Below are 21231 nucleotides of genomic sequence, written 5' to 3' on the forward strand. Positions count from 1 at the left end.
GGTGTGCTTCAGGCCAGGGCCAGGGCCTGGAGGCAGCGCTGCTGATGGGAGGGTCCGTTGGCGGGTGCGATGTCCTGGGTTTTCAGGCGCAGGCCATAAATCAGTCCCAGTTGCTCGGCCTGCAGCACCCAGGCGCACAGGCGGCTGAGTTGCGCCTCAAACTGGCCCAGACCGGTGTGTTGCTGGTCCAGCCAGAGCGTTTGTTGTTGCAGGGTCTGGCTGTCACGGCTGACCAGTTCGCCGGTCTTGGCGGCTTTTTTCCAGACGATGGTTTTCAGCGCATCGCCGCGGCGGTAGGCGCGCAGGCCATCGGGCTCGCCCTGCACGCTGATCGAAATGGCGTGGGCGCTGCCCTCATGCGCCTGGCCCTCGGGCAGCGGCGGCGCGGGCACTTCGGGCGCCGGATAAACCAGCACTTGGGCGGCAGGGCGCCACAACGTCCAGACCCGGAACGTGCCCAGCGGAAAGCGGGTTTCGGCGCTCAAAGTGGGCAGCCGGTGGCGGCCGCGCCGCTCGGGCCTGAAGGCCAGTTGCACCGTGGCGCTGGCCTGGCCCGCCACATCGGTCCAGGCCCACTGCCCGGCGCCCAGCACGGCCAGCCCGATGCCGAAGCGGGTGCGCCTGCGGGCGTTGTGCAGATGGACCCGGAACACGGCTTTGCTGCCGAGATGGATGGCCTCGGGCGCCGTCAGATTGAGCTTCAGCCCGCGCAGGGTGCCATGCCCTACATGCATGCCCACCAGGGCGCTGCCAGCCAGCAAAAAGGTCAGCAAATAGCCAAGGTTGAGCTGGTAGTTGATGGCGGCCACCAGCAGCACCAGCAGCGTCACGCCCAGCATCAGGCCGGCGCGGGTGGGCATGATGTACACGTTGCGCTGCGTCAAGGTGATGCTGTCGGCAAGCGGCAGCCGGCTTTGCCACCAGCGCGCCACGCGCGAGCGCACATGGGCCAGCGGATGACGCACAGGGTGCGGCAGGCTGACCGCAGGGGGGAGAGCGGCGGTGCGGGTCAAGGCAACGGCACCGCGTCCAGCATGGCGCGCACCTGCTCGCTGGCGCCACGCCCGGCCTGGCCCAGCGGCACCAGCCGGTGGGCAATGGTCTGCGGCAGGATGGCCTGCACGTCGTCCGGGGCCACATAGCTGCGACCATTCAACAAGGCGCGGGCCTTGGCGGCGCGCAGCACAGCCATGCCCGCGCGCGGGCTCAAGCCCTGCACAAACCATTGGCCCGAACGGGTGGCCTGGATCAGGTCCTGTACATAGTCCAGCAGCGGCCCGGCGGCGTGCACCGCCAGCACCTGGGCCTGCAGGGTCTGCAGTTCTTGCGCTGTCAGCAGGCTGGGCAGGGCTTCAACCAATTCGCGCCGGTCGCGCCCCATCAGCAATTCGCGCTCGGCCAGGCGGTCGGGGTAGCCCAGCGAGATGCGCATCAGGAAACGGTCCAGTTGCGATTCGGGCAGCAGGTAGGTGCCCAGCTGGTCATGCGGGTTTTGCGTGGCAATGACAAAAAAGGGCGAGGGCAGGGGCCGCGTTTCACCTTCGATCGTGACCTGTCTCTCTTCCATGGCCTCCAGCAGCGCGCTCTGCGTTTTGGGGCTGGCCCGGTTGATCTCGTCGGCCAGCAGCACTTGGGCAAACAACGGGCCGGGGTGAAAGGTGAATTGTTCCAGGCCGCGGTCATACACCGATACACCCGACAAATCACTGGGCATCAGGTCCGAAGTAAATTGCACCCGCGAGAATTGCAGTCCGAAGGTGCGCGCCAGCGCATGGGCCAGGGTGGTCTTGCCGACGCCGGGCACATCTTCGATGAGCAGGTGCCCGCCGGCCAGCAGACAAGCCACGCAGTCTTGCGTTTGATCAGGTTTCCCATAAATGACCGTGTTAAGCTGATCAACGAGAGATTTGAGTTTGAGCTGTATGTCCATGGACTGCACCATAGCAAAAAATTGATTGAGGAGACTATTGCATATGACGATGACCGGATACTTTACTCACCCAAGTTGCCGCAAGCACGAAATGATGCCGGGTCACCCCGAGTGCCCCGAGCGCCTCGATGCCATTGATGACCGCCTGCTGATCTCGGGGCTGGATGTGGCGCTGGACCGGCGCACGGCCACGCCCGCTGCGGTGTCCGACATCGAGCTGGCGCACGACCGCATGTATGTGGCGGCCATTCGCGGCCTGAATGCCGAACTGCAGGAGCAGATTGCCGCGGGTGGTCATGACCGCCTGCAGATCGACCCCGACACCAGCATCAACATGCACAGTTGGGAGGCCGCCCTGAACGCCGCCGGAGCTGCCATCGACGCTACCGATGCGGTGCTGGCGGGCGAAATGAAAACGGCTTTTTGCGCGGTGCGGCCGCCGGGCCACCACGCCACGCACAACCAGGCCATGGGCTTTTGTTTTTTCAACAACGTGGCCATCGCTGCCAAGTACGCGCTGGAACGGCACAACCTCGACCGCGTGGCGATTGTCGACTTCGACGTGCACCATGGCAACGGCACCGAAGACATCGTGGCCGGTGACGACCGCATCCTGATGGTGAGCTTTTACCAGCATCCGTTCTACCCGATGGACTGGGTGCACTCCAGTGCCAAAAACCTGGTGAATCTGCCGGTGCCGGCCTACACCAAGGGCATGGAGATCCGCGACATGATCGAGGCCGCCTGGATACCGCGGCTGGAAGAATTCAAGCCCGAGATGATTTTCATCAGCGCCGGCTTCGACGCGCACCGTGAAGACGACATGGGCCAGCTCGGCCTGGTGGAACAGGATTACGCCTGGATCACCAGCCGTATCGTGGATGTGGCGCGGCGCCACGCCAAGGGCCGCATTGTGAGTTGCCTGGAAGGCGGCTATGTGATGAGTGCGCTGTCGCGTAGCGTGGAGGCGCACATCCGGGTTTTGGCGGATGTCTGAGCCCGCTATCGCCGACCTGAGCGGCTGGCTGGCCGCGTTGAGCCAGACCAGCGTGTTGATCGAATTGGGCGCGCTGCTGGCATGCGCCCTGCTGGCCTGGCAATTGGCGCGGCTGGTGTCGCAAGCCTTTCCCCTGCGCGAGCTCAACTCCATCATGTTCGGGCGCCGCATTGTCGATGGCGTGCTGTTTCCGGCGCTGTTGCTGTGCCTGGCCTATGCCGCGCGCAAGCTGCTGGCCTACAGCATGCCGCTGGCGCTGTTCAAGCTGGCCATTCCCGTGCTGATCTCCCTGCTGGTGATCCGGCTGGGGGTCAAGGTGCTGCAATCAGCGTTCAATGACACGCCCGCGATCCGTCTGCTGGAGCGCAGCATTTCCTGGATTGCCTGGGCTGCCATGGTGCTGTGGGTCAGCGGCTTGCTGCCGCTGGTGATGGAGGAGCTTGACCAGATCAGCTGGCGTGTGGGTGGCGCCACTTTGTCGGTGCGAAAAATCATCGAGGGCACGCTCACCGCCGGCCTGGTGCTGATCATCAGCTTGTGGATTTCGTCTGCCATCGAGGCCAAATTGCTGCGCAGCGCGACGGGTGGCGAGTTGAGCCTGCGCAAAGCCTTCAGCAATGCCGCCCGGGCGCTGCTGATGTTCGTTGGCCTGTTGCTGGCCTTGTCGGCAGTGGGCATCGACCTGACAGCCCTGTCGGTGCTGGGCGGCGCGATTGGCGTGGGCATTGGTTTTGGCTTGCAAAAACTGGCGGCCAATTACGTCAGTGGTTTTGTCATTCTTGCCGAGCGCAGCATGCGCATTGGCGACAGCGTGCAAGTGGACAACTTCAGCGGCGTCATCACTGAAATCAACGCGCGCTACACCGTGATCCGCTCACTCAACGGGCGCGAGTCCATCGTGCCCAATGAGATGCTGATCACCAGTCGGGTCGAGAACCTGTCGCTGGCCGACCCCAAGGTCTGGCAGTCCACCAATGTGTCGGTGGCCTACGACAGCGACGTTGAGCTGGTGTCGCGTTTGCTGCTGCAGGCCGCTGCCGCGCAGCAGCGGGTGCTGGCAGAGCCCGGCCCCGCGGTGGTGTTGCTGGCCTTTGGTGCGGACGGTCTGGAGTTCAGGCTGGGTTACTGGATCAGCGACCCCGAAAACGGCAGCGACAACCTGCGCTCCCTGATCAATCTTGACATCCTGCGCCTGCTGCGCGAACACCAGATCGAGATCCCGTTCCCGCAGCGCGTCATCCATCAGCGTGCGGTTTGAGCCGGTGATGGCGTCCTGCGTATAATAAAAAGCACGGTCGTTCTTTTTAGCGTAATTTGTGAAGAATGTCGTCACAGCGACCATGCTGGCCGTGGCGGCCGCATAGAATGCCCGAGTTGACGTGCACGTCAATCAGATTGATGTCGGCGCGATGCGTATTTGCCTATTTTTTAACCATCTGGAGAGAGACAGTTATGAAAGTCCTGGTCGCAGTCAAGCGTGTGGTGGACTACAACGTGAAAGTCCGGGTCAAGTCGGACAACACGGCAGTGGATACCACCAACGTCAAAATGAGCATGAACCCGTTCGACGAAATCGCCATCGAAGAAGCGGTGCGCTTGCGCGAAAAAGGCGTGGCCACCGAGATCATCGCGGTCTCCTGCGGTGTCACCCAATGCCAGGAGACCCTGCGCACCGCCATGGCCATCGGCGCCGACCGCGCCATCCTGATCGAAACCAGTGAAGAACTGCAACCCCTGGCGGTGGCCAAACTGCTCAAGGCCCTGGTGGACAAGGAACAACCCGGCCTGATCATTCTGGGCAAACAGGCCATCGACGACGACAGCAACCAGACCGGCCAGATGCTCGCCGCCCTGGCCGACCTGCCGCAGGTCACTTTTGCCAGCAAACTTGACGTGGCAGACGGCAAAGCCACCGTGTCGCGTGAAATCGATGGCGGCTCCGAGACCCTGCAAGTCACCCTGCCGGCCGTTGTCACCGCCGACCTGCGCCTGAACGAGCCGCGTTATGTGACGCTGCCCAACATCATGAAGGCCAAGAAAAAAACGCTTGAAGTGTTCAAGCCGGAAGACCTGGGCGTGGATGTGAGCCCGCGCATCAAGACGCTCAAGATCAACGAGCCGCCCAAACGCAGCGCCGGTGTCAAAGTGCCCGACGTCGCCACCCTGGTGGCCAAACTGAAAACTGAAGCCAAAGTCATCTGACTCACCCAATGAACAGAAACTCCGTCACTGCGAGCGCAGCGCGGCAGTCCATGAAATCCTGGATTGCCACGTCGCTGCGCTCCTCGCAATGACGACTTTCTCATGAACTTATTGAAGGAATCCCCATGACCACCCTCGTCATTGCCGAACACGACAACGCCACCCTCAAGCCTGCCACCCTCAACACCGTCACCGCCGCGCTTCAGTGCGGCGGTGACGTGCACGTGCTCATTGCCGGCCACAACGCTGGAGCGGCTGCTGCTGCAGCCGCCCAAATCGCCGGTGTCAGCAAAGTGCTGCACATCGACGCTGAAAGCCTGGCGCATGGCATCGCGGAAAACGTCACCGTGCAAATTGTCGCGCTGGCCGCAAGCTACAGCCACCTGCTGTTCCCGGCCACGGCTTGCGGCAAAAACGTGGCGCCGCGCGTGGCCGCCAAGCTCGATGTGGGCCAGCTCTCGGATGTCACCAAAGTGATCAGCCCTGACACCTTCGAGCGCCCGATTTATGCCGGCAACGCCATCGCCACCGTGCAAAGCACAGACGCCATCAAGGTATTGACCGTGCGCACCACCGGCTTCGATGCGGCCGCGCAGGGTGGCAGTGGCGCCATCGACACCATCGCTGCCGTGGCAGTTTCTGGCAACACCAGCTACCTCGGCTCAGAGATCGCCAAGAACGACCGGCCTGAGCTGACCGCCGCCAAGGTGATCGTCAGCGGTGGCCGCGCTTTGGCTTCCAGCGAGAAGTTCAACGAAATCCTGACACCGCTGGCCGACAAGCTCGGTGCGGCCATTGGCGCCAGCCGCGCGGCCGTGGACGCCGGCTATGCCGCCAACGACCTGCAAGTGGGCCAGACCGGCAAGATCGTCGCGCCCCAGCTCTACATCGCCGTGGGCATCAGCGGCGCCATCCAGCACCTGGCCGGCATGAAGGACAGCAAGGTGATCGTGGCCATCAACAAGGACCCCGAGGCGCCCATCTTCAGCGTCGCCGACTACGGCCTGGAAGCCGACCTGTTCGTGGCCGTGCCCGAGTTGGTGGCAGCGCTTTGATACCTTGCGGGTCAGACTACTCGCGCAGCGACGTGCTTTGCCCCCAACTGATTTGATACCTTGCGGGTCAGACCACTCGCGCAGCGACGTGCTCTGACCCCAACTGATTAAGGAAATACCCATGAGCTACATCGCCCCCGTCAAAGATATGCTGTTCAATATCCAGCACCTCGCTGGCATTGACCAGATTGCGCAACTCCCCGGCATGGAAGACGCCGGCCTGGAGACCGCGCAAGCCGTGCTCGAAGAAGCCGCCAAGTTCTGCGAAGGCGTGCTCGCGCCCCTGAACTGGGAGGGCGATAAAAACCCGTCCACCTGGAAAGACGGCGTGGTCACCGCCAGCCCGGGCTTCAAGCAAGCCTTCAAGCAATACACGGAGGCCGGTTGGCAAGGCCTGCAACACCCCAGCGACTTCGGCGGCCAGGGCCTGCCCAAGACCATCGGCTCGGCCGTGGGTGAAATGCAAAACTCGGCCAACATGAGCTTTGCCCTGTGCCCGCTACTCACCGACGGCGCCATCGAGGCGCTGCTCACGGCAGGCTCACCCGAACTCAATGCCATCTACCTCGAAAAACTCGTCAGCGGTGAATGGACCGGCACCATGAACTTGACCGAGCCGCAGGCTGGCAGCGACCTGGCCGCGGTTCGCACCAGGGCCGAACCCCGGGCCGACGGCTCATACACGGTGTTTGGCACCAAAATCTTCATCACCTGGGGTGAGCACGACATGGCGGACAACATCATCCACCTGGTGCTGGCCCGCGTCACCGGCGCACCCGAGGGCGTGAAAGGCATCAGCCTGTTCGTGGTGCCCAAATTCATGGTCAACCAGAACGGCAGCATCGGTGCGCGCAACGACGTGCATTGCGTCAGCATCGAACACAAGATGGGCATCAAGGCCAGCCCGACGGCGGTGCTGCAATTTGGCGACCACGGCGGTGCTGTGGGCTACCTGGTGGGCCAGGAAAACCGCGGCCTCGAATACATGTTCATCATGATGAACGCCGCGCGTTACGGCGTCGGTGTGCAGGGTATCGCCATTGCCGAGGCCGCTTACCAAAAAGCCGTGGAATTTGCCAAAGAGCGCATTCAAAGCCGCCCGGTCGATGGCTCGCTGCCAGCGGCCGGCCCCATCATCCACCACCCGGATGTCAAACGCATGCTGATGACCATGCGCGCCTACACAGAAGGCTGTCGAGCGCTTTCCAGCGTGGCCGCTGCCGCCTATGACGCCGCGCACCACCACCAGGACGCCGACACGCGCAAGCAAAACCAGGCCTTCTATGAATTCATGGTGCCGCTGATCAAGGGTTTTAGTACCGAGATGAGCCTGGAAGTGACATCCCTTGGCGTGCAGGTGCATGGCGGCATGGGCTTCATCGAGGAAACCGGTTGCGCCCAGTACTACCGCGACGCCAAGATACTGACCATTTATGAGGGCACGACCGCCATCCAGGCCAACGACCTGGTGGGGCGCAAGACGGCGCGCGACGGCGGCCAGACCGCCAAAGGCCTTGCCGCGCAAATCGAGGCCACCGAATTCGAGTTGCTGCAAACCGGCAGCGATGACGCCCAGGCTGTGGCCAAACGCCTCAAGGCGGCGCGACTGGCGTTCCTCGACGTCGTGACGTTTGTCGCTAGCAACACCAAGACGCAGCCCAACGACGTGTTTGCCGGCAGCGTGCCCTACCTGATGCTCTCGGGCAACCTGATGGCAGGCTGGCAACTGGCGCGCGCCCTGCTGGTCGCCCAGGAGCAATTGGCCCAGGGGAACGACACCGCGTTCATGCGGGCCAAGATCACCACCGCACGCTTTTACGCCGACCACCTGCTGACCAAGGCTCCGGGGCTGCGGGACAGCATTGTGGAGGGGGCGGGTTGCGTGACGGGGTTGGCGATTGAGGCGTTTTGATGGTGTTACCGCAAGCACTTGCCTGATTGAAATCCGGAAGCCCGGCTGCAGCGAAGCGCGATCCGGGCAATCTTCGCTGGCTCGGGGTTGGCAGCTTGACATCCCATACTTTTACTTCAAGAGCCCCGGCTCGCCATGCCCGATGGGCAGAAATTTTCCATGCGCATCGACTCAACGCGTTGCGCGCTCACCATGACACCCCCCATTCTCAGGTTGGCCAGGTCGAGCCCTGTTCAGGCACCACCGCGCGCCAACCGAGTTCGTGCTTGATTCGGGCGCGCAGGACGTCGGCGGGTCCGGCCTCGCCGTGCACTACATAGACCTGGTCAGGCGCTTGCGGCATGGTGCGCAGCCAGGCCATCAACTGGTTGCCGTCGGCATGGGCCGAGGCTGATTCCAGTTGCACCACTTCGGCGTTTACCTCGACATCGCGCCCATGGATGCGGACCGACTTGGCGCCGCTGGCCAGCGTGGCGCCACGGGTGCCAGGCGCCTGGTAGCCCGCCAGGATGATCATGTTGCGGTGGTCGCCCGCATAGTGTTCCAGGTGGTGCAGCACGCGCCCGCCGGTGGCCATGCCGCTGGCCGACAAGATCACCATGGGGCCGTGGCGGCTGGCCAGCGCCTTGGATTCGTCGGTGCTGTTGACCATGGTGGCGCTGTGGGTGAGCGCATGGGTGTCCTGGCGGCTCAGGCGGTGCTCGCCGGGGTGGTTTTCAAACAAGTGTGTGGTGTGCACCGCCATCGGACTGTCCAGAAAAACAGGCAGCGAGTTTGGCAGTTCACCCTTCATCTTGAGCAGGTGAATGGCGTGCAGCAAAGCCTGGGCACGTCCCACGGCAAACACCGGCACCACGGCCACGCCGCCGCGCTTGGCAACGCGCTGCAAGGCTGGCGACAGTTCGGCCAGAACGTCTTCCTTGGGATGGATGCGGTCGCCGTAAGTGGATTCGATCAGTATCGTGTCGGCTTGCGGCGCGGCATCTGGCGGGCTCATGATCAGATCGTCCGGGCGGCCGAGGTCGCCCGAGAACAAGATGCGCCGACCCGCCACTTCGAGCAGGATGCTCGATGCGCCCAAGATGTGCCCGGCTGAACTGAAGGTCGCTTTCCAGCCGGGCATGGGTGTGATGACTTTGTCGAATTCCACCGCCTTGATCAAGGGCAGCGCGTCGAGCGCGTCCTGCCGTGTGTACAAAGGCAGCGCCGGGGCGTGCTTTGAAAAACCATGGCGGTTGGCAAAGGCGGCGTCTTCCTCCTGGATATGACCGCTGTCGGGCCAAAGAATGCGGCACAAGTCGCGTGTGCCCGGGGTGGCATGGACGTGGCCGGCAAAGCCTTCTCTGACCAGCAACGGCATGTGGCCGCTGTGGTCCAGATGGGCGTGGGTCAACAGCACCGCATGAATCTGGTCGGGCGGCACGGGCAGCGGGGTCCAGTTGCGCAGCCGCAATTGCTTGTAGCCCTGGAACAGGCCGCAGTCCACCAGCAGGCGTTTGCCGTCGTGCTGAACCAGGTATTTGGAGCCGGTGACGGTGCTGGCACCGCCCAGAAAGGTGATGGTCACGCTCATGTCGAGTCTCCTTGTGTTGCCCAAACAAAAAGCCACGTTGTTGCAACTCAACAGCGTGGCTTGATTCTGGCCCTTTTAAAGGTCGATCAGGCGACAAATATCAACTGAAAAAGCTTTTCAGCCGATCGGTCCAGCTGTCGCCGCTGGGCGAGTGCTTGCTGCCATCTTTTTTCAACGACTCGTCCAGTTCGCGCATCAGCTTGCGTTGGTGTTCAGTCAACTTGACGGGTGTTTCAACCAGGATGTGGCAGTACAGGTCGCCGGGGTAGTTGGAGCGCACGCCCTTAATGCCCTTGCCGCGCAGGCGGAACTGCTTGCCGGTTTGCGTGCCTTCCGGGATGTCGATGGCGGCCTTGCCTTCGAGCGTGGGCACGTCGATTTCACCGCCGAGAGAGGCGGTAACGATGCTGATCGGCACCGAGCAGTGCAGGTCGTCGCCATCACGCTCGAAGATGTCGTGTTTTTTCAGGCGGATTTCAATATACAGGTCGCCGGGCGGGCCGCCATTGGTGCCGGGCTCGCCATTGCCGGCGCTGCGTATGCGCATTCCGCCGTCGATACCCACCGGAATCTTGACTTCGAGGGTTTTCTGTTTTTTGATCTTGCCCTGGCCGTGGCAGGCGGTGCAGGGCTCGGGAATGACCTTGCCGGTGCCGTGGCAGGTGGGGCAGGTCTGCTGCACGCTGAAAAAGCCCTGGCGCATTTGCACCGCACCGGAGCCGCCACAGGTACCGCAGGTCTTGGCCTTGGTGCCGGGCTTGGCACCGGTGCCTTGACAGGTGTCGCAGCTGTCCCAGCTGGGGATGCGGATTTGCGCATCCTTGCCCTTGGCTGCTTCTTCCAGCGTGATTTCCATGGCATAGCTCAGGTCGCTGCCGCGGAACACCTGTCGGCCACCGGCACGGCCACCGCGTTGCTGGCCGAACATGTCGCCAAAAATGTCGCCAAAGGCTTCGGCAAAACCGCCGTAGGCTTCGCCACCCGCGCCGCCGCGCATGTTGGGATCGACCCCGGCAAAGCCGTGCTGGTCGTAGGCCGCACGCTTTTGCGGGTCCGACAGCATCTCGTAGGCTTCCTTGGATTCCTTGAACTTTTCCTCGGCGGCTTTGGCACCATCCCCGCTGTTGCGGTCAGGGTGGTGCTTCATCGCGTGCTTGCGATAGGCCTTTTTGATTTCTTCGTCCGAGGCGTTCTTGGGAACACCCAGCACTTCGTAATAATCTCTTTTGGACATGGTCTGTGGTTGCCTGATGTCAATGCAAACGCCGCGGTGAACGTTTCAAGGTTCAGCGCGGCGCATGCGAACGGTTTAAAGACAGGGTGACAACAAGCGCTTAGGGCTTCTTGACTTCTTTCACTTCTGCATCGACCACATTGTCGTCGGCCTGGGCCGCACCGCCTTGGGGACCGGCCTGACCAGCCTCACCGCCAGCGGTGCCTTCGGCGGCCTGCTTGGCCTGCATGTCGGCATACATTTTTTCACCGAGCTTCTGGCTCACCGTCATCAGGGCCGCGCTCTTCTCGTCGATTGCCGTCTTGTCGTCGGTCTTGAGGGCTTCCTCAAGGGCTTTTATGGCGGCTTCAATGCTGGTTTTCTCAGCCGCATCAATCTTGTCACCGTACTCGGTCAGGCTCTTCTTGACGCTGTGCAGGCTGGCATCGGCCTGGTTCTTGGACTGCACCAGTTCCAGCTTCTTCTTGTCATCGGCGGAGTTGAGTTCAGCATCCTTGACCATTTGCTGGATTTCAGCTTCGGTCAGGCCGGAGTTGGCCTTGATGGTGATCTTGTTCTCCTTGCCGGTGCCTTTGTCCTTGGCGCCCACATGCAAAATGCCGTTGGCATCGATGTCGAAGGACACCTCGATTTGCGGGGTGCCGCGCGACGCGGGCGGGATTCCTTCGAGGTTGAACTCGCCCAGCAGCTTGTTGCCGGCGGCAATCTCGCGCTCGCCCTGGAACACCTTGATGGTCACCGCTGGCTGGTTGTCGTCGGCGGTCGAGAAGGTTTGCGCAAACTTGGTCGGAATCGTGGTGTTCTTGGTGATCATCTTGGTCATGACACCGCCCAGGGTTTCAATGCCCAGGCTCAAGGGGGTCACGTCGAGCAGCAACACGTCCTTGCGGTCACCCGAGAGCACCTGGCCCTGAATGGCGGCGCCCACCGCCACGGCCTCGTCAGGGTTGACGTCCTTGCGCGGCTCCTTGCCAAACAGTTCTTTGACCTTTTCCTGCACCTTGGGCATGCGCGTCATGCCGCCGACCAGAATCACGTCGTTGATGTCGGAGGCGCTCACGCCGGCGTCCTTCAGGGCGGTGCGGCAGGGCGCGATGGTGCGCTCGATCAGCTCTTCCACCAGGCTTTCCAGCTTGGCTCGGGTGAGCTTGATGTTGAGGTGCTTCGGGCCCGAGGCATCGGCCGTCACGTAGGGCAGGTTGATGTCGGTCTGGGCGCTGCTGGAGAGCTCGATCTTGGCTTTTTCAGCGGCTTCTTTCAGGCGTTGCAGCGCCAGCACGTCCTTGCCCAGGTCAACGCCCTGTTCTTTCTTGAACTCGGCAATCACGAAGTCGATGATGCGCTGGTCGAAGTCTTCGCCGCCCAGGAAAGTGTCGCCATTGGTGGACAGCACTTCGAACTGCTTCTCGCCATCGACATCGGCAATTTCGATGATCGACACGTCGAAGGTGCCGCCGCCGAGGTCATACACCGCAATCTTGCGGTCGCCTTTTTCGTTTTTGTCCATGCCAAAGGCCAGTGCCGCGGCGGTGGGCTCGTTGATGATGCGCTTGACGTCCAGGCCTGCAATGCGGCCCGCATCCTTGGTGGCCTGGCGCTGGGCATCGTTGAAGTAGGCCGGCACGGTGATCACGGCTTCTGTCACCGGCTCGCCCAGATAGTCTTCAGCGGTCTTCTTCATCTTGCGAAGAATGTCGGCGCTGATTTGTTGCGGCGCCATGCGGTTGCCGCGCACATCGACCCAGGCGTCGCCATTGTCAGCTGCCGCAATCGTGTAGGGCATCAGGTCGATGTCTTTCTGCACTTCTTTTTCGGTGAACTTGCGACCAATCAGGCGCTTGACGGCGTAGATCGTGTTCTTGGGATTGGTGACGGCCTGGCGCTTGGCCGAGGCACCCACCAGCACTTCGCCGTCTTCCTGGTAGGCAATGATGGAAGGCGTGGTGCGGGCACCCTCGGCGTTTTCAATCACTTTGGCGGTGTTGCCTTCCATGACGGCGACGCAGCTGTTGGTGGTGCCCAAGTCGATACCAATGATTCTTCCCATGATGCTTCCTTAAATGTTTGGACCTGCACCGAACTGCTGTGCAGCAGGTGCTCGTGCCCGGAGGGTTTTGAAATTCAGATGTGAGTCAAGTGCGGCTGGCGGCTGCTTTTTCAAGCCGGAACCCACAATTATTTTGCGGCTGCCACGGTGACCAGCGCCGGGCGCAGCACGCGCTCGGCAATCAGGTAGCCCTTTTGCAGCACCGCGACCACGGTGTTGGCCTCCTGCTCAGAGGGCACCACGCTGATGGCCTGGTGCTGGTGCGGGTCGAATTTGTCGCCGGCGGCCGGGTTGATGGCAATGATTTTGTTGCGCTCCAGCGCCGAGACCAATTGCCGCAGCGTGGCTTGCGAGCCTTCGCGCAATTGTTCGAGGGAGGCCTCCTTGAGGGCCAGGCCTGCTTCCAGGCTGTCAATCACCGGCAGCAGGCTGTCGGCAAACGACTCCAGCGCAAATTTGCGCGCCTTGGACACTTCGTCCTCGGCGCGACGACGGGCGTTCTCCGAATCAGCCTTGGCGCGCAGGTACTGGTCGGCCAGATCGTGGCACTTGGCCTGCAGTGCGACCAGCTCGGCTTGACAACTGGCCAGGGTCTGCACTTCCAGTTCAGGCAGGTCGGAGGATGCGCCGGCCGGGTCAATGAGGTTGGGAGTCGTGCCGGTGGCGGAGGGCTCGGAATTGGGTGGGGTCGCGCTAGGGTGGGTCATGCAGGTGCCATTGGGTTGAAACAACAAGCCTCAGAGATGGGGATTGAAGCCGTGTTTGCAAGTGGGGCCGACAAAAAATGTTGTCGGACCGGCTGGCATGCAAAAAAAGCGGGCCGATGCCCGCTGGTTCGCAGATGGCGAGCGCTTAACCGAGGCTGAGCAGCTCGACTTCGAACTTGAGGGTGGCGTTGGGCGGAATCACGCCGCCGGCACCGCGCGCACCATAGCCCAGTTCGGGCGGGATGATGAGGGTGCGTGTGCCGCCCACCTGCATGCCGGCCACACCCTCGTCCCAGCCCCGGATCACCATGCCGCCGCCGAGCCGGAAAATAAACGGGTCACGCCGGTCTTTGCTGGAGTCGAATTTGGCGCCTTGCTGGTCGTTTTGGTAGAGCCAGCCGGTGTAGTGGACGGTGACGTTTTGGCCGGCCGTGGCGGTGGCGCCGCTGCCGAGGATGGTGTCTTCAAATATCAGGCCAGAAGCAGTTGTTGTCATGGAAGTCAATCTGTAAAAATTGGAAAAGAAAAAAATGGCGGCGGTGTCTGTCAGGCTTTGTCCGGTGCCAGGCTGGTCACCCATTTATTGGCAAAGGCCGCCAGGTCACCCATGCGCTTGAGCAGGTCCAGACCCATGGGCGTGGCCAGGTAACCGTCGCTGCCGTGAGTCAACAAACCTGCCGCCCGCAATTCCTTGATGCGGGTGTTCAGGGTGTTGGGAGTGATGTGGCCGACGCTGTCCTGCAAGATGCGAAACGTTTGCGGGTGTCCGTCTTTCAACGCCCACAAAACCCGAATGGCGTAGCGTGACTCCAGCAGGCTGAGCAATTGCCCAATGGCAACGTTGTCTTTGGCCGTCATGTGTGGTATCTCCTTGAAGTGTCCTGTTTGAAAGACCGGCATTTTCCTGGCCGGCCAATGCGCAAACTATAGCGTAATCTGAACGCTTGCTACAGGTTTCATAGTAAGAAAAATCAGGGATTGACCGTGACGTGATGAGCAGGCACTCAAGCGCGATCCGCTTGGCCTGACGATCATCAAAGACATAAATGAGGTTGACGAGCCTTGACCCCGGCACTGGCTCCACAGTTAGGGCTGCTTGGTTCCCCACCTGACCCGGTTGGCCGCTTCACCATGCGGGAAGGCCCGTCAATCGAGATTGTAAAGCCTGCGTCCGGACTTAAGCCTCTGTCAGGTCTTTGGTATCCGCGCCCGGCGCATTGGTTTTGACGGACGCAATGCCGTTGTCGCGTGACGCCTCTGAGGCATACATTTCGCTGCGTCCGATGACCTGGCCGTTGCTTGCCTTCAGGCTGAAATAAGGCTGGCCAGACGTGGACTCGGCCCGCACGAAGCGCTCGTCCACCGCGGCGTTGGTTTTGCACGATTCAATGCCCTGTGTGGCGTCCGCCTTTGAGTCATACATCTGGCTGGTCAGAATGACCTGACCATTGCCCGCTTTCAGGTTGAACAGAAATTTCCCGTTTTTTGATTTGCTGATCTCAAATTTTCCGGCCATGATTTTTCTCCTTAAAAGTATTCAAATGGGCTTGGATTGACCGGACAGGCGTTTGACTGAGCCTGCCGGGATGATCAGTTTAACGGCACTAACGGCCCTTTAGAATCGAGAAATGTCATATCTCGTGCTTGCCCGTAAATACCGTCCCCGCAACTTCTCCGAAATGGTGGGGCAGGACCATGTGGTGCAAGCCCTGACCAATGCGCTCACCACCCAGCGCCTGCACCATGCCTATCTCTTTACCGGAACGCGCGGCGTGGGCAAAACCACGGTGTCGCGCATTCTGGCCAAATCGCTCAATTGCCAGGGTGCGGACGGGCAGGGCGGCATTACTGCCACCCCATGCGGCGTTTGCCAGGCCTGCACCGACATTGACAGCGGTCGATTTGTTGACTACACCGAACTCGATGCCGCCTCCAACCGGGGCGTGGACGAGGTCCAGGCGCTGCTGGAGCAGGCGGTTTACAAGCCGGTGCAGGGGCGTTTCAAGGTCTTCATGATCGACGAAGTGCACATGCTCACGGGCCACGCCTTCAACGCCATGCTCAAAACGCTGGAAGAGCCGCCCGAGTATTTGAAGTTTGTACTGGCCACCACCGACCCGCAAAAGGTGCCGGTCACGGTGCTGTCGCGCTGCCTGCAATTCAATTTGCGGCCGATGGCCCCCGAGACCATCCGCGAGCATCTGCAAAAAGTGTTGCAGTCCGAGCAGGTCAGCGCTGATGTGCCGGCGCTGCGCTTGCTGGCGCGTGCGGCGCATGGCTCCATGCGCGATGCGCTCAGCCTGACCGACCAGGCTATTGCGTTTGGCTCGGGCAGCCTGCAGGAGGCCACGGTGCGCCAGATGCTGGGCAGTGTCGACCGCTCCTATGTGTTCCGCCTGCTCCAGGCGCTGGCCCAGGGCGATGGCAAAACCGTGGTGGAAACGTCGGAAGCCTTGCGCACCCACGGCTTGAGCGCCGCCTCCACACTGGAAGAAATGAGCGGGGTGCTGCAGCGCATGGCCGTGCTGCAGGCCGTGCCCGACAGCGCCCGGGACGACAGCGACATTGAGGCGGCCGAGATCGCGCAACTTGCTGCGCTGATGCCCGCCGATGAAACCCAGTTGCTCTACAGCATCTGTCTGCATGGGCGCGGCGAGCTGGGTTTGGCGCCCGATGAGTATGCGGCGCTCACCATGGTGCTGCTGCGCCTGCTGGCGTTCAAGCCCGGCGCAGTGCCGGCTGCGATGCAGGAAAAAAAAACTCTGAAAATTACGCCTCGGCCCGGCCCTGAGCCGGCCCGGGTTGCGCCTGCCGCTGCCACCCGTCCCGAGGGCCAGCGGCTGGCGGTGCGCGATATGCCAGGCGCCTCATCCAGCGCACAAAACCAGCCCGAGGTGGCGCAACAGCCCAAGACTTCAACCCCCGCGGACCCATCGCCGGAGGCTGCAAAAATTGAAGCCGTCCAGGTGCGTGAGCAGCCAGACTCCTGGCGCGATGTGCCGCTTGAACAAGCGGCAACTTCGGTGCCAGCCAGTCCGGAGGGCGATTTCTGGCACGCCACGGTGCACGCGCTGATTGCCACAGAGTCCATTGCGGCCATGGTGCGTGAGCTGGCCCTGCAGTCGCAATTGGTGGCGCGTGATCAAGACCAGTGGCTGCTGCGCGTCGAGCGCGAGTCGCTTAACCAGTCGGGCAGCCGTGAGCGGCTGGCGGCGGCCCTGTCGGCTGCGGGTTACCCGGTGCGGCTGGTCGCGGAGGTGGGGCGCGTCACCGACAGCCCGGCCAAACGCAATGCGGCGGCGGCGGCACAAGCCCAGCTGGCGGCTGAAAAAATCGTTTTCGATGATCCCCTGGTGCAGTCGCTGATGCGTGATTTTGGGGCGAAAATCGTGCCCGGCAGCATCAAGCCGGGGTGAAGCGCCTCAGCCGCTTAATATTTTTGTGCCGGATGCGCATGGCTTGCGCCCCGACGCTTTTTCGATTGACGATTTAAATTAAAGAAGGAAATTTCCATGTTCAACAAAGGACAACTCGCCGGTCTCATGAAGCAGGCGCAGGCGATGCAGGACAACATGAAAAAAGCCCAGGACGAGCTGGGCAGCATCGAAGTCACGGGCGAGTCGGGTGCGGGCCTGGTCACGGTCACCATGACCTGCAAGCACGACGTGCGCCGCGTCACCATCGACCCCAGCCTGCTGGCCGACGACAAGGACATGCTCGAAGACCTTGTGGCCGCCGCCTTCAATGCCGCGGTGCGCAAGGCCGAAGAAACCTCGACCGAAAAGATGGGCAAGATCACCGCCGGCATGCCCGGCCTTCCCGGCGGGATGAAGTTCCCCTTCTGACGCGCACCAGCTCTGTCGCCATCATTTCAATATGGACACCAACGCGCTTGAAACCCTGATCCAGTCGCTGCGGCGGCTTCCCGGGGTGGGCGTCAAGTCGGCGCAGCGCATGGCGTTTCATTTGCTGCAGCACGACCGGCCCGGGGCGCAAGCGCTCTCGATGGCGCTGGCCCATGCGGCGCAGGCGGTGCAACACTGCGAGCGCTGCCACACTTTTACCGAGGCACAGGTGTGCGCCACCTGTCTGGACGGGCGCCGCGATGCCGGCCAACTGTGCGTGGTGGAAACCCCGGCCGACCAGTCGGCGGTGGAGCGCACCGGTGCCTACCGGGGTCTTTACTTTGTGCTGATGGGCAAGCTCAGCCCGCTCGACGGCATCGGCCCGCACGACATTGGTCTGAAAAAGCTGTTTGAGCGGGCACTCGACGGCACGGTGCAGGAGGTGATTCTGGCAACCAATTTCACCGCCGAGGGCGAAGCCACGGCGCACGTCATCAGCGAAGGGCTCAAGGCGCGCGGCCTGCACCTGACGCGGCTGGCGCGCGGCGTGCCGGTGGGCAGCGAACTCGAGTATGTGGATCTTGGCACCATTGCCCACGCGCTGGTGGACCGGCGCTGACACGTTTATTGGCGCGCCAGCTTGACGGGTTTTTTCCTGGCCGCTGATTTGACCGGCGCGCGTTTGGCCGCCCTGGCGACCGCCGTTTTTCCGCGCGCCTTGGCGCCGCGCCCGGCTCGCGCCTTGGCTGGCAAGTAAAGCACGACCGATTGCCCCAGTCTGAAAGTGGCCGACGTGCTTACCTTGTTCCAGTCAGCAAGCACCTGGGCGCTCACGCTGAAGCGCCTGGCCATGCTGGCGACGTTGTCTCTCTTGCCTGCTTTCACCACGGTTTTTCTCAACACCACGTCGGGCGCCAGTGACAGGTAACCGTTGTCGGCGACGTGCTCTGTGACGTCGCTGTCGATGCTGGCCGAGCGCCGCACCAGCAGGGTCGAGCCGGCCCTGATCCGCATCCGGGGCGGAATCTGGTTGACGCTCAGCAGCTCGGCCTCGGTCATGCCGACACGCTTGGCGGCATCGGCGGGCTTGAGGGTGGTGGGTGCGATCCAGGCCGTCCAGTTGGTCAAACGCCCGCCCGTGTAGGCCTCAAGGTTGCTTTGGAAGCGTTCGGCGTTGTCCCACGGCAGCAGAATTTGCGAAGTGCCGGCCGCCAATAAAACGGGTTTGCTGGCGGAGGGGTTGAGCGCCCGGAAATCGTCCAGCGGTACCTCGGCCAGTGAGGCAGCAAGCGACACATCGATGTCATGCGTGATCTCGACGCTCTGGAAATAGGGATGGTTGCCGATCTCCGGCAGGGTCACCCGGAAGGATTCAGGATTGGCCACGATGTTTTTCACGGCCTGCAACTTGGGCACGTAAAAGCGGGTTTCCATGGGCATGACCAGATCGGTATAGCCGGTGCCGGTGCCGGCCTTTTTGGCTTTCTTGATGGCGCGCTGCACGCTGCCCTCGCCCCAGTTGTAGGCGGCCAGCGCCAGATGCCAGTCGCCGAACATGCCATAGAGCTTTTGCATGTAATCCAGCGCGGCGCGGGTCGATTCGATCACGTCGCGGCGGTCGTCGCGAAACATGTTTTGCTTGAGGTCGAAATGCTTGCCGGTGGCGGGCATGAACTGCCACATGCCGGCCGCCTTGGCGCTGGAGATCGCCTGCGGATTGAAGGCGCTCTCGATGAATGGCAGCAGCGCCAATTCGCTGGGCATGTCGCGCCGCTCCAGTTCTTCGACGATGTAGAACAGGTATTTGCTGCCGCGCTCGGTCATGCGGGCCATGTAGTCGGGGCGGCTGCTGTACCAGAGTTCGCGCTCGCGCACCAGGTCGGTGTCGAGGTCGGGCATGGCAAAGCCGCGGCGCACGCGCTCCCACAGGTCGGCCGGCGGCAGCACGGCATGCACACTTTGCGAGCCCAGGTGCAAAGAGGTGAGTGGCTTGAGGCCGCCCGCGGGGTAGAGCGCGGGGTTGCTGTCGTTGGCGCTGGTGCTGGTGCTGCCGGACACCGGTGCGCCAACACTTGAAGACGCAGGCGTATCTGTGGGAGCCAATGCCGGGTTGGCGCAACCGGCCAGCCAAACGCTGGCAGAAAGCACCAACCAGTGAAGAAGAAATTTCAAAATTGATCTTTCCAGGTTCGCAGGGCGGCAAACACGCTGACGGGGTCATGCGCGTTCGGGGACCTCTGCCGCACTGCATGAGCCACGCTGGGCAAATGAGTGCGCAAAAAAGGATTCACGGTTTTCTCAAGGCCGATCGAGGAGGGCAACGTCGGCAACTCCTGGTCGCGCAGTGCATGGGCCCGATCCGTATAGGCCTGCACGGCCGCATTGTCGGGCTCAACGGCGCGGGCAAAACACAAGCCGTCCAGGGTGTATTCGTGAGCGCAGCACATGCGGGTGGCATCGGGCAGGGCGGCCAGACGCGTCAGCGAGGTCAGCATTTGCGCCGGTGTACCTTCGAACAGGCGACCGCAACCCGCGCTGAACATGGTGTCACCACAAAACAAAACGGGGTCTTCGTCGGGGATATGGCCCACATAGGCGATGTGGCCGGCAGTGTGGCCCGGCACCAGCAGCACCTCGAAGCGCAAGCCCAGCGGCCGGATCACATCGCCGTCACCCAGGCGCTGCAGGGGTTCTGGCATGCGCTCCCCTGCGGGACCATAAACCAGCGCGCCCGTATTTTGGCGCAGGGTATCGACGCCGCCGGTATGGTCGCCGTGGTGGTGCGTGACTAGAATCGCTTCCAGCGCCAAACCGCCTTGCTGCAATGCAGCCAGCACAGGGTTGGCATCTCCAGGGTCAACCACCAACGCCCGGCGGCCGTCGTGCAGCATCCAGATGTAGTTGTCGTCGAAAGCAGGTATTGGTATTAATTTCATGGCTGAACAAATTATAGGTTTGCACGAATGGATGACGACACCGCCGGGCGCTTATCTGCTGGCGTGGGAGCGAGCATACATGGCCCGGGCGGTGACCGATGTGTTTGGCTTTCATGCCCTGCAACTGGGTTTGCCCGAGCTCGACGGGCTGGCTGCCAACCGCATGCCGCACCGATGGCTGGCAACTGAAATTCCCCATGAGAAGGCCGCCTTTGTCACCGACTTTGCGGCACTGCCCTTTCCGTCTGGCAGTCTCGATCTGGTGGTGCTGCCGCACGCGCTCGAACTCACCGCCGACCCGCACACCGCCTTGAGTGAAGTGGCACGCGTGCTGGTGCCCGAGGGCCGAGTGGTGATCTGCGGCTTTAACCCCATGAGTTTGTGGGGCTTTCGCCAGCAACGCGCGCACCTGTACCGGCGCCTGGGCGTGAACCGGCTGTTTTTGCCGCAAAACGGTGAGTTCATCGGTTACCTGCGTTGCCGCGATTGGTTGCGCCTGCTGAGTTTTGAAATCGAGTCGGGGCACTTTGGCTGCTATCGGCCGGCCCTGGCCAACCAGACGTGGTTGCAGCGCTTTGCCTGGATGGACAAGGCGGGCGCGCGCTGGTGGCCATTTTTTGGCGCCGTCTATGGATTGGTCGCGGTCAAGCGGGTGCGCGGCATGACGCTGCTCAATCCGGGCTGGAATACGCCAAGAATCCTGGCCACTGCGCCTGTTTCCGTGGCCAACAGCGCTGGCAGTGCCCAGGCTGGTTTTCATAATGGTTTGCATGAAGAAGGATGAGGTCAAGGT

20 protein-coding genes and 1 other RNA gene are annotated in these 21231 nt (G+C 62.2%); 9 read left to right on the forward strand and 12 right to left on the reverse strand.

All coding sequences use genetic code 11. The annotated features are described in order from the left end of the window. Window positions 1-8 precede the first annotated feature (8 nt). Both PHF15_RS10680 and PHF15_RS10685 read right to left on the reverse strand, forming a co-directional pair. Complete coding sequence (locus tag PHF15_RS10680; protein ID WP_300121015.1) at window positions 9-1013, reverse strand: DUF58 domain-containing protein; 1005 nt, start codon at window positions 1011-1013, stop codon at window positions 9-11. Further along, window positions 1010-1930, reverse strand: a complete 921-nt coding sequence (locus PHF15_RS10685) for a MoxR family ATPase (protein WP_300121017.1) — start codon at window positions 1928-1930, stop codon at window positions 1010-1012. The genes PHF15_RS10680 and PHF15_RS10685 overlap by 4 nt, the downstream gene beginning before the upstream one ends. A 43-nt stretch (window positions 1931-1973) precedes the next feature. Between PHF15_RS10685 and PHF15_RS10690 the strand changes: the two genes are divergently transcribed. From PHF15_RS10690 to PHF15_RS10710, 5 genes are all read left to right on the forward strand, one after another. Beyond that, window positions 1974-2927: a histone deacetylase family protein gene (locus tag PHF15_RS10690; RefSeq protein WP_300121018.1), complete on the forward strand. Its 954-nt coding sequence runs from the start codon at window positions 1974-1976 to the stop codon at window positions 2925-2927. Then, complete coding sequence (locus PHF15_RS10695; RefSeq protein WP_300121020.1) at window positions 2920-4185, forward strand: mechanosensitive ion channel domain-containing protein; 1266 nt, start codon at window positions 2920-2922, stop codon at window positions 4183-4185. The genes PHF15_RS10690 and PHF15_RS10695 overlap by 8 nt, the downstream gene beginning before the upstream one ends. Window positions 4186-4379: 194 nt before the next feature. Beyond that, window positions 4380-5129, forward strand: coding sequence for an electron transfer flavoprotein subunit beta/FixA family protein (locus tag PHF15_RS10700; protein ID WP_300121023.1), 750 nt, complete (start codon window positions 4380-4382; stop codon window positions 5127-5129). A 125-nt stretch (window positions 5130-5254) separates the two neighbouring features. After that, a complete protein-coding gene (locus PHF15_RS10705) occupies window positions 5255-6184 on the forward strand; it encodes an FAD-binding protein (RefSeq protein ID WP_300121025.1) in 930 nt (309 codons plus the stop codon). 121 nt (window positions 6185-6305) lie between these two features. Continuing rightward, complete coding sequence (locus PHF15_RS10710; RefSeq protein ID WP_300121027.1) at window positions 6306-8096, forward strand: acyl-CoA dehydrogenase; 1791 nt, start codon at window positions 6306-6308, stop codon at window positions 8094-8096. Window positions 8097-8304: 208 nt separating this feature from the next. Here PHF15_RS10710 and PHF15_RS10715 read toward each other — a convergent pair whose 3' ends face one another. The 8 genes from PHF15_RS10715 to PHF15_RS10750 form a co-directional block, all read right to left on the reverse strand. After that, the gene (locus PHF15_RS10715; protein WP_300121028.1) at window positions 8305-9669 is read right to left on the reverse strand and encodes an MBL fold metallo-hydrolase; all 1365 of its coding nucleotides are present in this window, start codon (window positions 9667-9669) and stop codon (window positions 8305-8307) included. A 100-nt stretch (window positions 9670-9769) separates the two neighbouring features. Continuing rightward, window positions 9770-10903: a molecular chaperone DnaJ gene (gene dnaJ / locus PHF15_RS10720; RefSeq protein WP_300121029.1), complete on the reverse strand. Its 1134-nt coding sequence runs from the start codon at window positions 10901-10903 to the stop codon at window positions 9770-9772. A 100-nt stretch (window positions 10904-11003) separates the two neighbouring features. Further along, the gene (dnaK, locus tag PHF15_RS10725; protein ID WP_300121030.1) at window positions 11004-12950 is read right to left on the reverse strand and encodes a molecular chaperone DnaK; all 1947 of its coding nucleotides are present in this window, start codon (window positions 12948-12950) and stop codon (window positions 11004-11006) included. 128 nt (window positions 12951-13078) lie between these two features. Continuing rightward, window positions 13079-13657, reverse strand: coding sequence for a nucleotide exchange factor GrpE (grpE, locus tag PHF15_RS10730; protein WP_300121031.1), 579 nt, complete (start codon window positions 13655-13657; stop codon window positions 13079-13081). A 145-nt stretch (window positions 13658-13802) separates the two neighbouring features. Next, a complete protein-coding gene (locus PHF15_RS10735; protein WP_300121033.1) occupies window positions 13803-14153 on the reverse strand; it encodes an FKBP-type peptidyl-prolyl cis-trans isomerase in 351 nt (116 codons plus the stop codon). Window positions 14154-14203: 50 nt separating this feature from the next. Beyond that, a complete protein-coding gene (locus PHF15_RS10740; RefSeq protein ID WP_300121035.1) occupies window positions 14204-14515 on the reverse strand; it encodes a transcriptional regulator in 312 nt (103 codons plus the stop codon). A gap of 193 nt (window positions 14516-14708) precedes the next feature. Further along, an RNA gene (gene ffs, locus PHF15_RS10745) (signal recognition particle sRNA small type) lies at window positions 14709-14805 on the reverse strand. A gap of 29 nt (window positions 14806-14834) precedes the next feature. Then, window positions 14835-15173, reverse strand: coding sequence for a YegP family protein (locus PHF15_RS10750; RefSeq protein ID WP_300121036.1), 339 nt, complete (start codon window positions 15171-15173; stop codon window positions 14835-14837). 112 nt (window positions 15174-15285) lie between these two features. Here PHF15_RS10750 and dnaX point away from each other — a divergent pair, with 112 nt between their 5' ends. The 3 genes from dnaX (at window position 15286) to recR (ending at window position 18121) form a co-directional block, all read left to right on the forward strand. Next, window positions 15286-17073 carry a DNA polymerase III subunit gamma/tau gene (dnaX, locus tag PHF15_RS10755; RefSeq protein ID WP_300121037.1) on the forward strand — a complete coding sequence of 596 codons (1788 nt, stop codon included), beginning with the start codon at window positions 15286-15288 and terminating at the stop codon, window positions 17071-17073. A 96-nt stretch (window positions 17074-17169) separates the two neighbouring features. Continuing rightward, on the forward strand, window positions 17170-17502 hold the full coding sequence (locus PHF15_RS10760) for a YbaB/EbfC family nucleoid-associated protein (protein ID WP_300121038.1): 333 nt from the start codon (window positions 17170-17172) through the stop codon (window positions 17500-17502). Between the two features lie 31 nt (window positions 17503-17533). Continuing rightward, window positions 17534-18121: a recombination mediator RecR gene (gene recR, locus PHF15_RS10765; RefSeq protein ID WP_300121039.1), complete on the forward strand. Its 588-nt coding sequence runs from the start codon at window positions 17534-17536 to the stop codon at window positions 18119-18121. Between the two features lie 5 nt (window positions 18122-18126). Here recR and PHF15_RS10770 read toward each other — a convergent pair whose 3' ends face one another. Next, entirely contained in the window at window positions 18127-19674 is a 1548-nt protein-coding gene (locus PHF15_RS10770; RefSeq protein WP_300121040.1) for a transglycosylase SLT domain-containing protein, read from the reverse strand. Continuing rightward, a complete protein-coding gene (gene gloB / locus PHF15_RS10775; protein WP_300121041.1) occupies window positions 19671-20438 on the reverse strand; it encodes a hydroxyacylglutathione hydrolase in 768 nt (255 codons plus the stop codon). Before gloB ends, PHF15_RS10770 begins: the two co-directional genes overlap by 4 nt. On the opposite strand from gloB, the gene PHF15_RS10780 reads away from it, so the two are divergent. After that, the gene (locus PHF15_RS10780; RefSeq protein ID WP_300121042.1) at window positions 20437-21222 is read left to right on the forward strand and encodes a class I SAM-dependent methyltransferase; all 786 of its coding nucleotides are present in this window, start codon (window positions 20437-20439) and stop codon (window positions 21220-21222) included. The two genes, gloB and PHF15_RS10780, sit on opposite strands and share 2 nt — an antisense overlap. Window positions 21223-21231: the final 9 nt, after the last annotated feature.

Origin of the sequence: Rhodoferax sp. (assembly GCF_028689295.1) — a bacterium.
In the GTDB taxonomy this organism is placed as follows: Bacteria; Pseudomonadota; Gammaproteobacteria; order Burkholderiales; family Burkholderiaceae_C; genus Rhodoferax.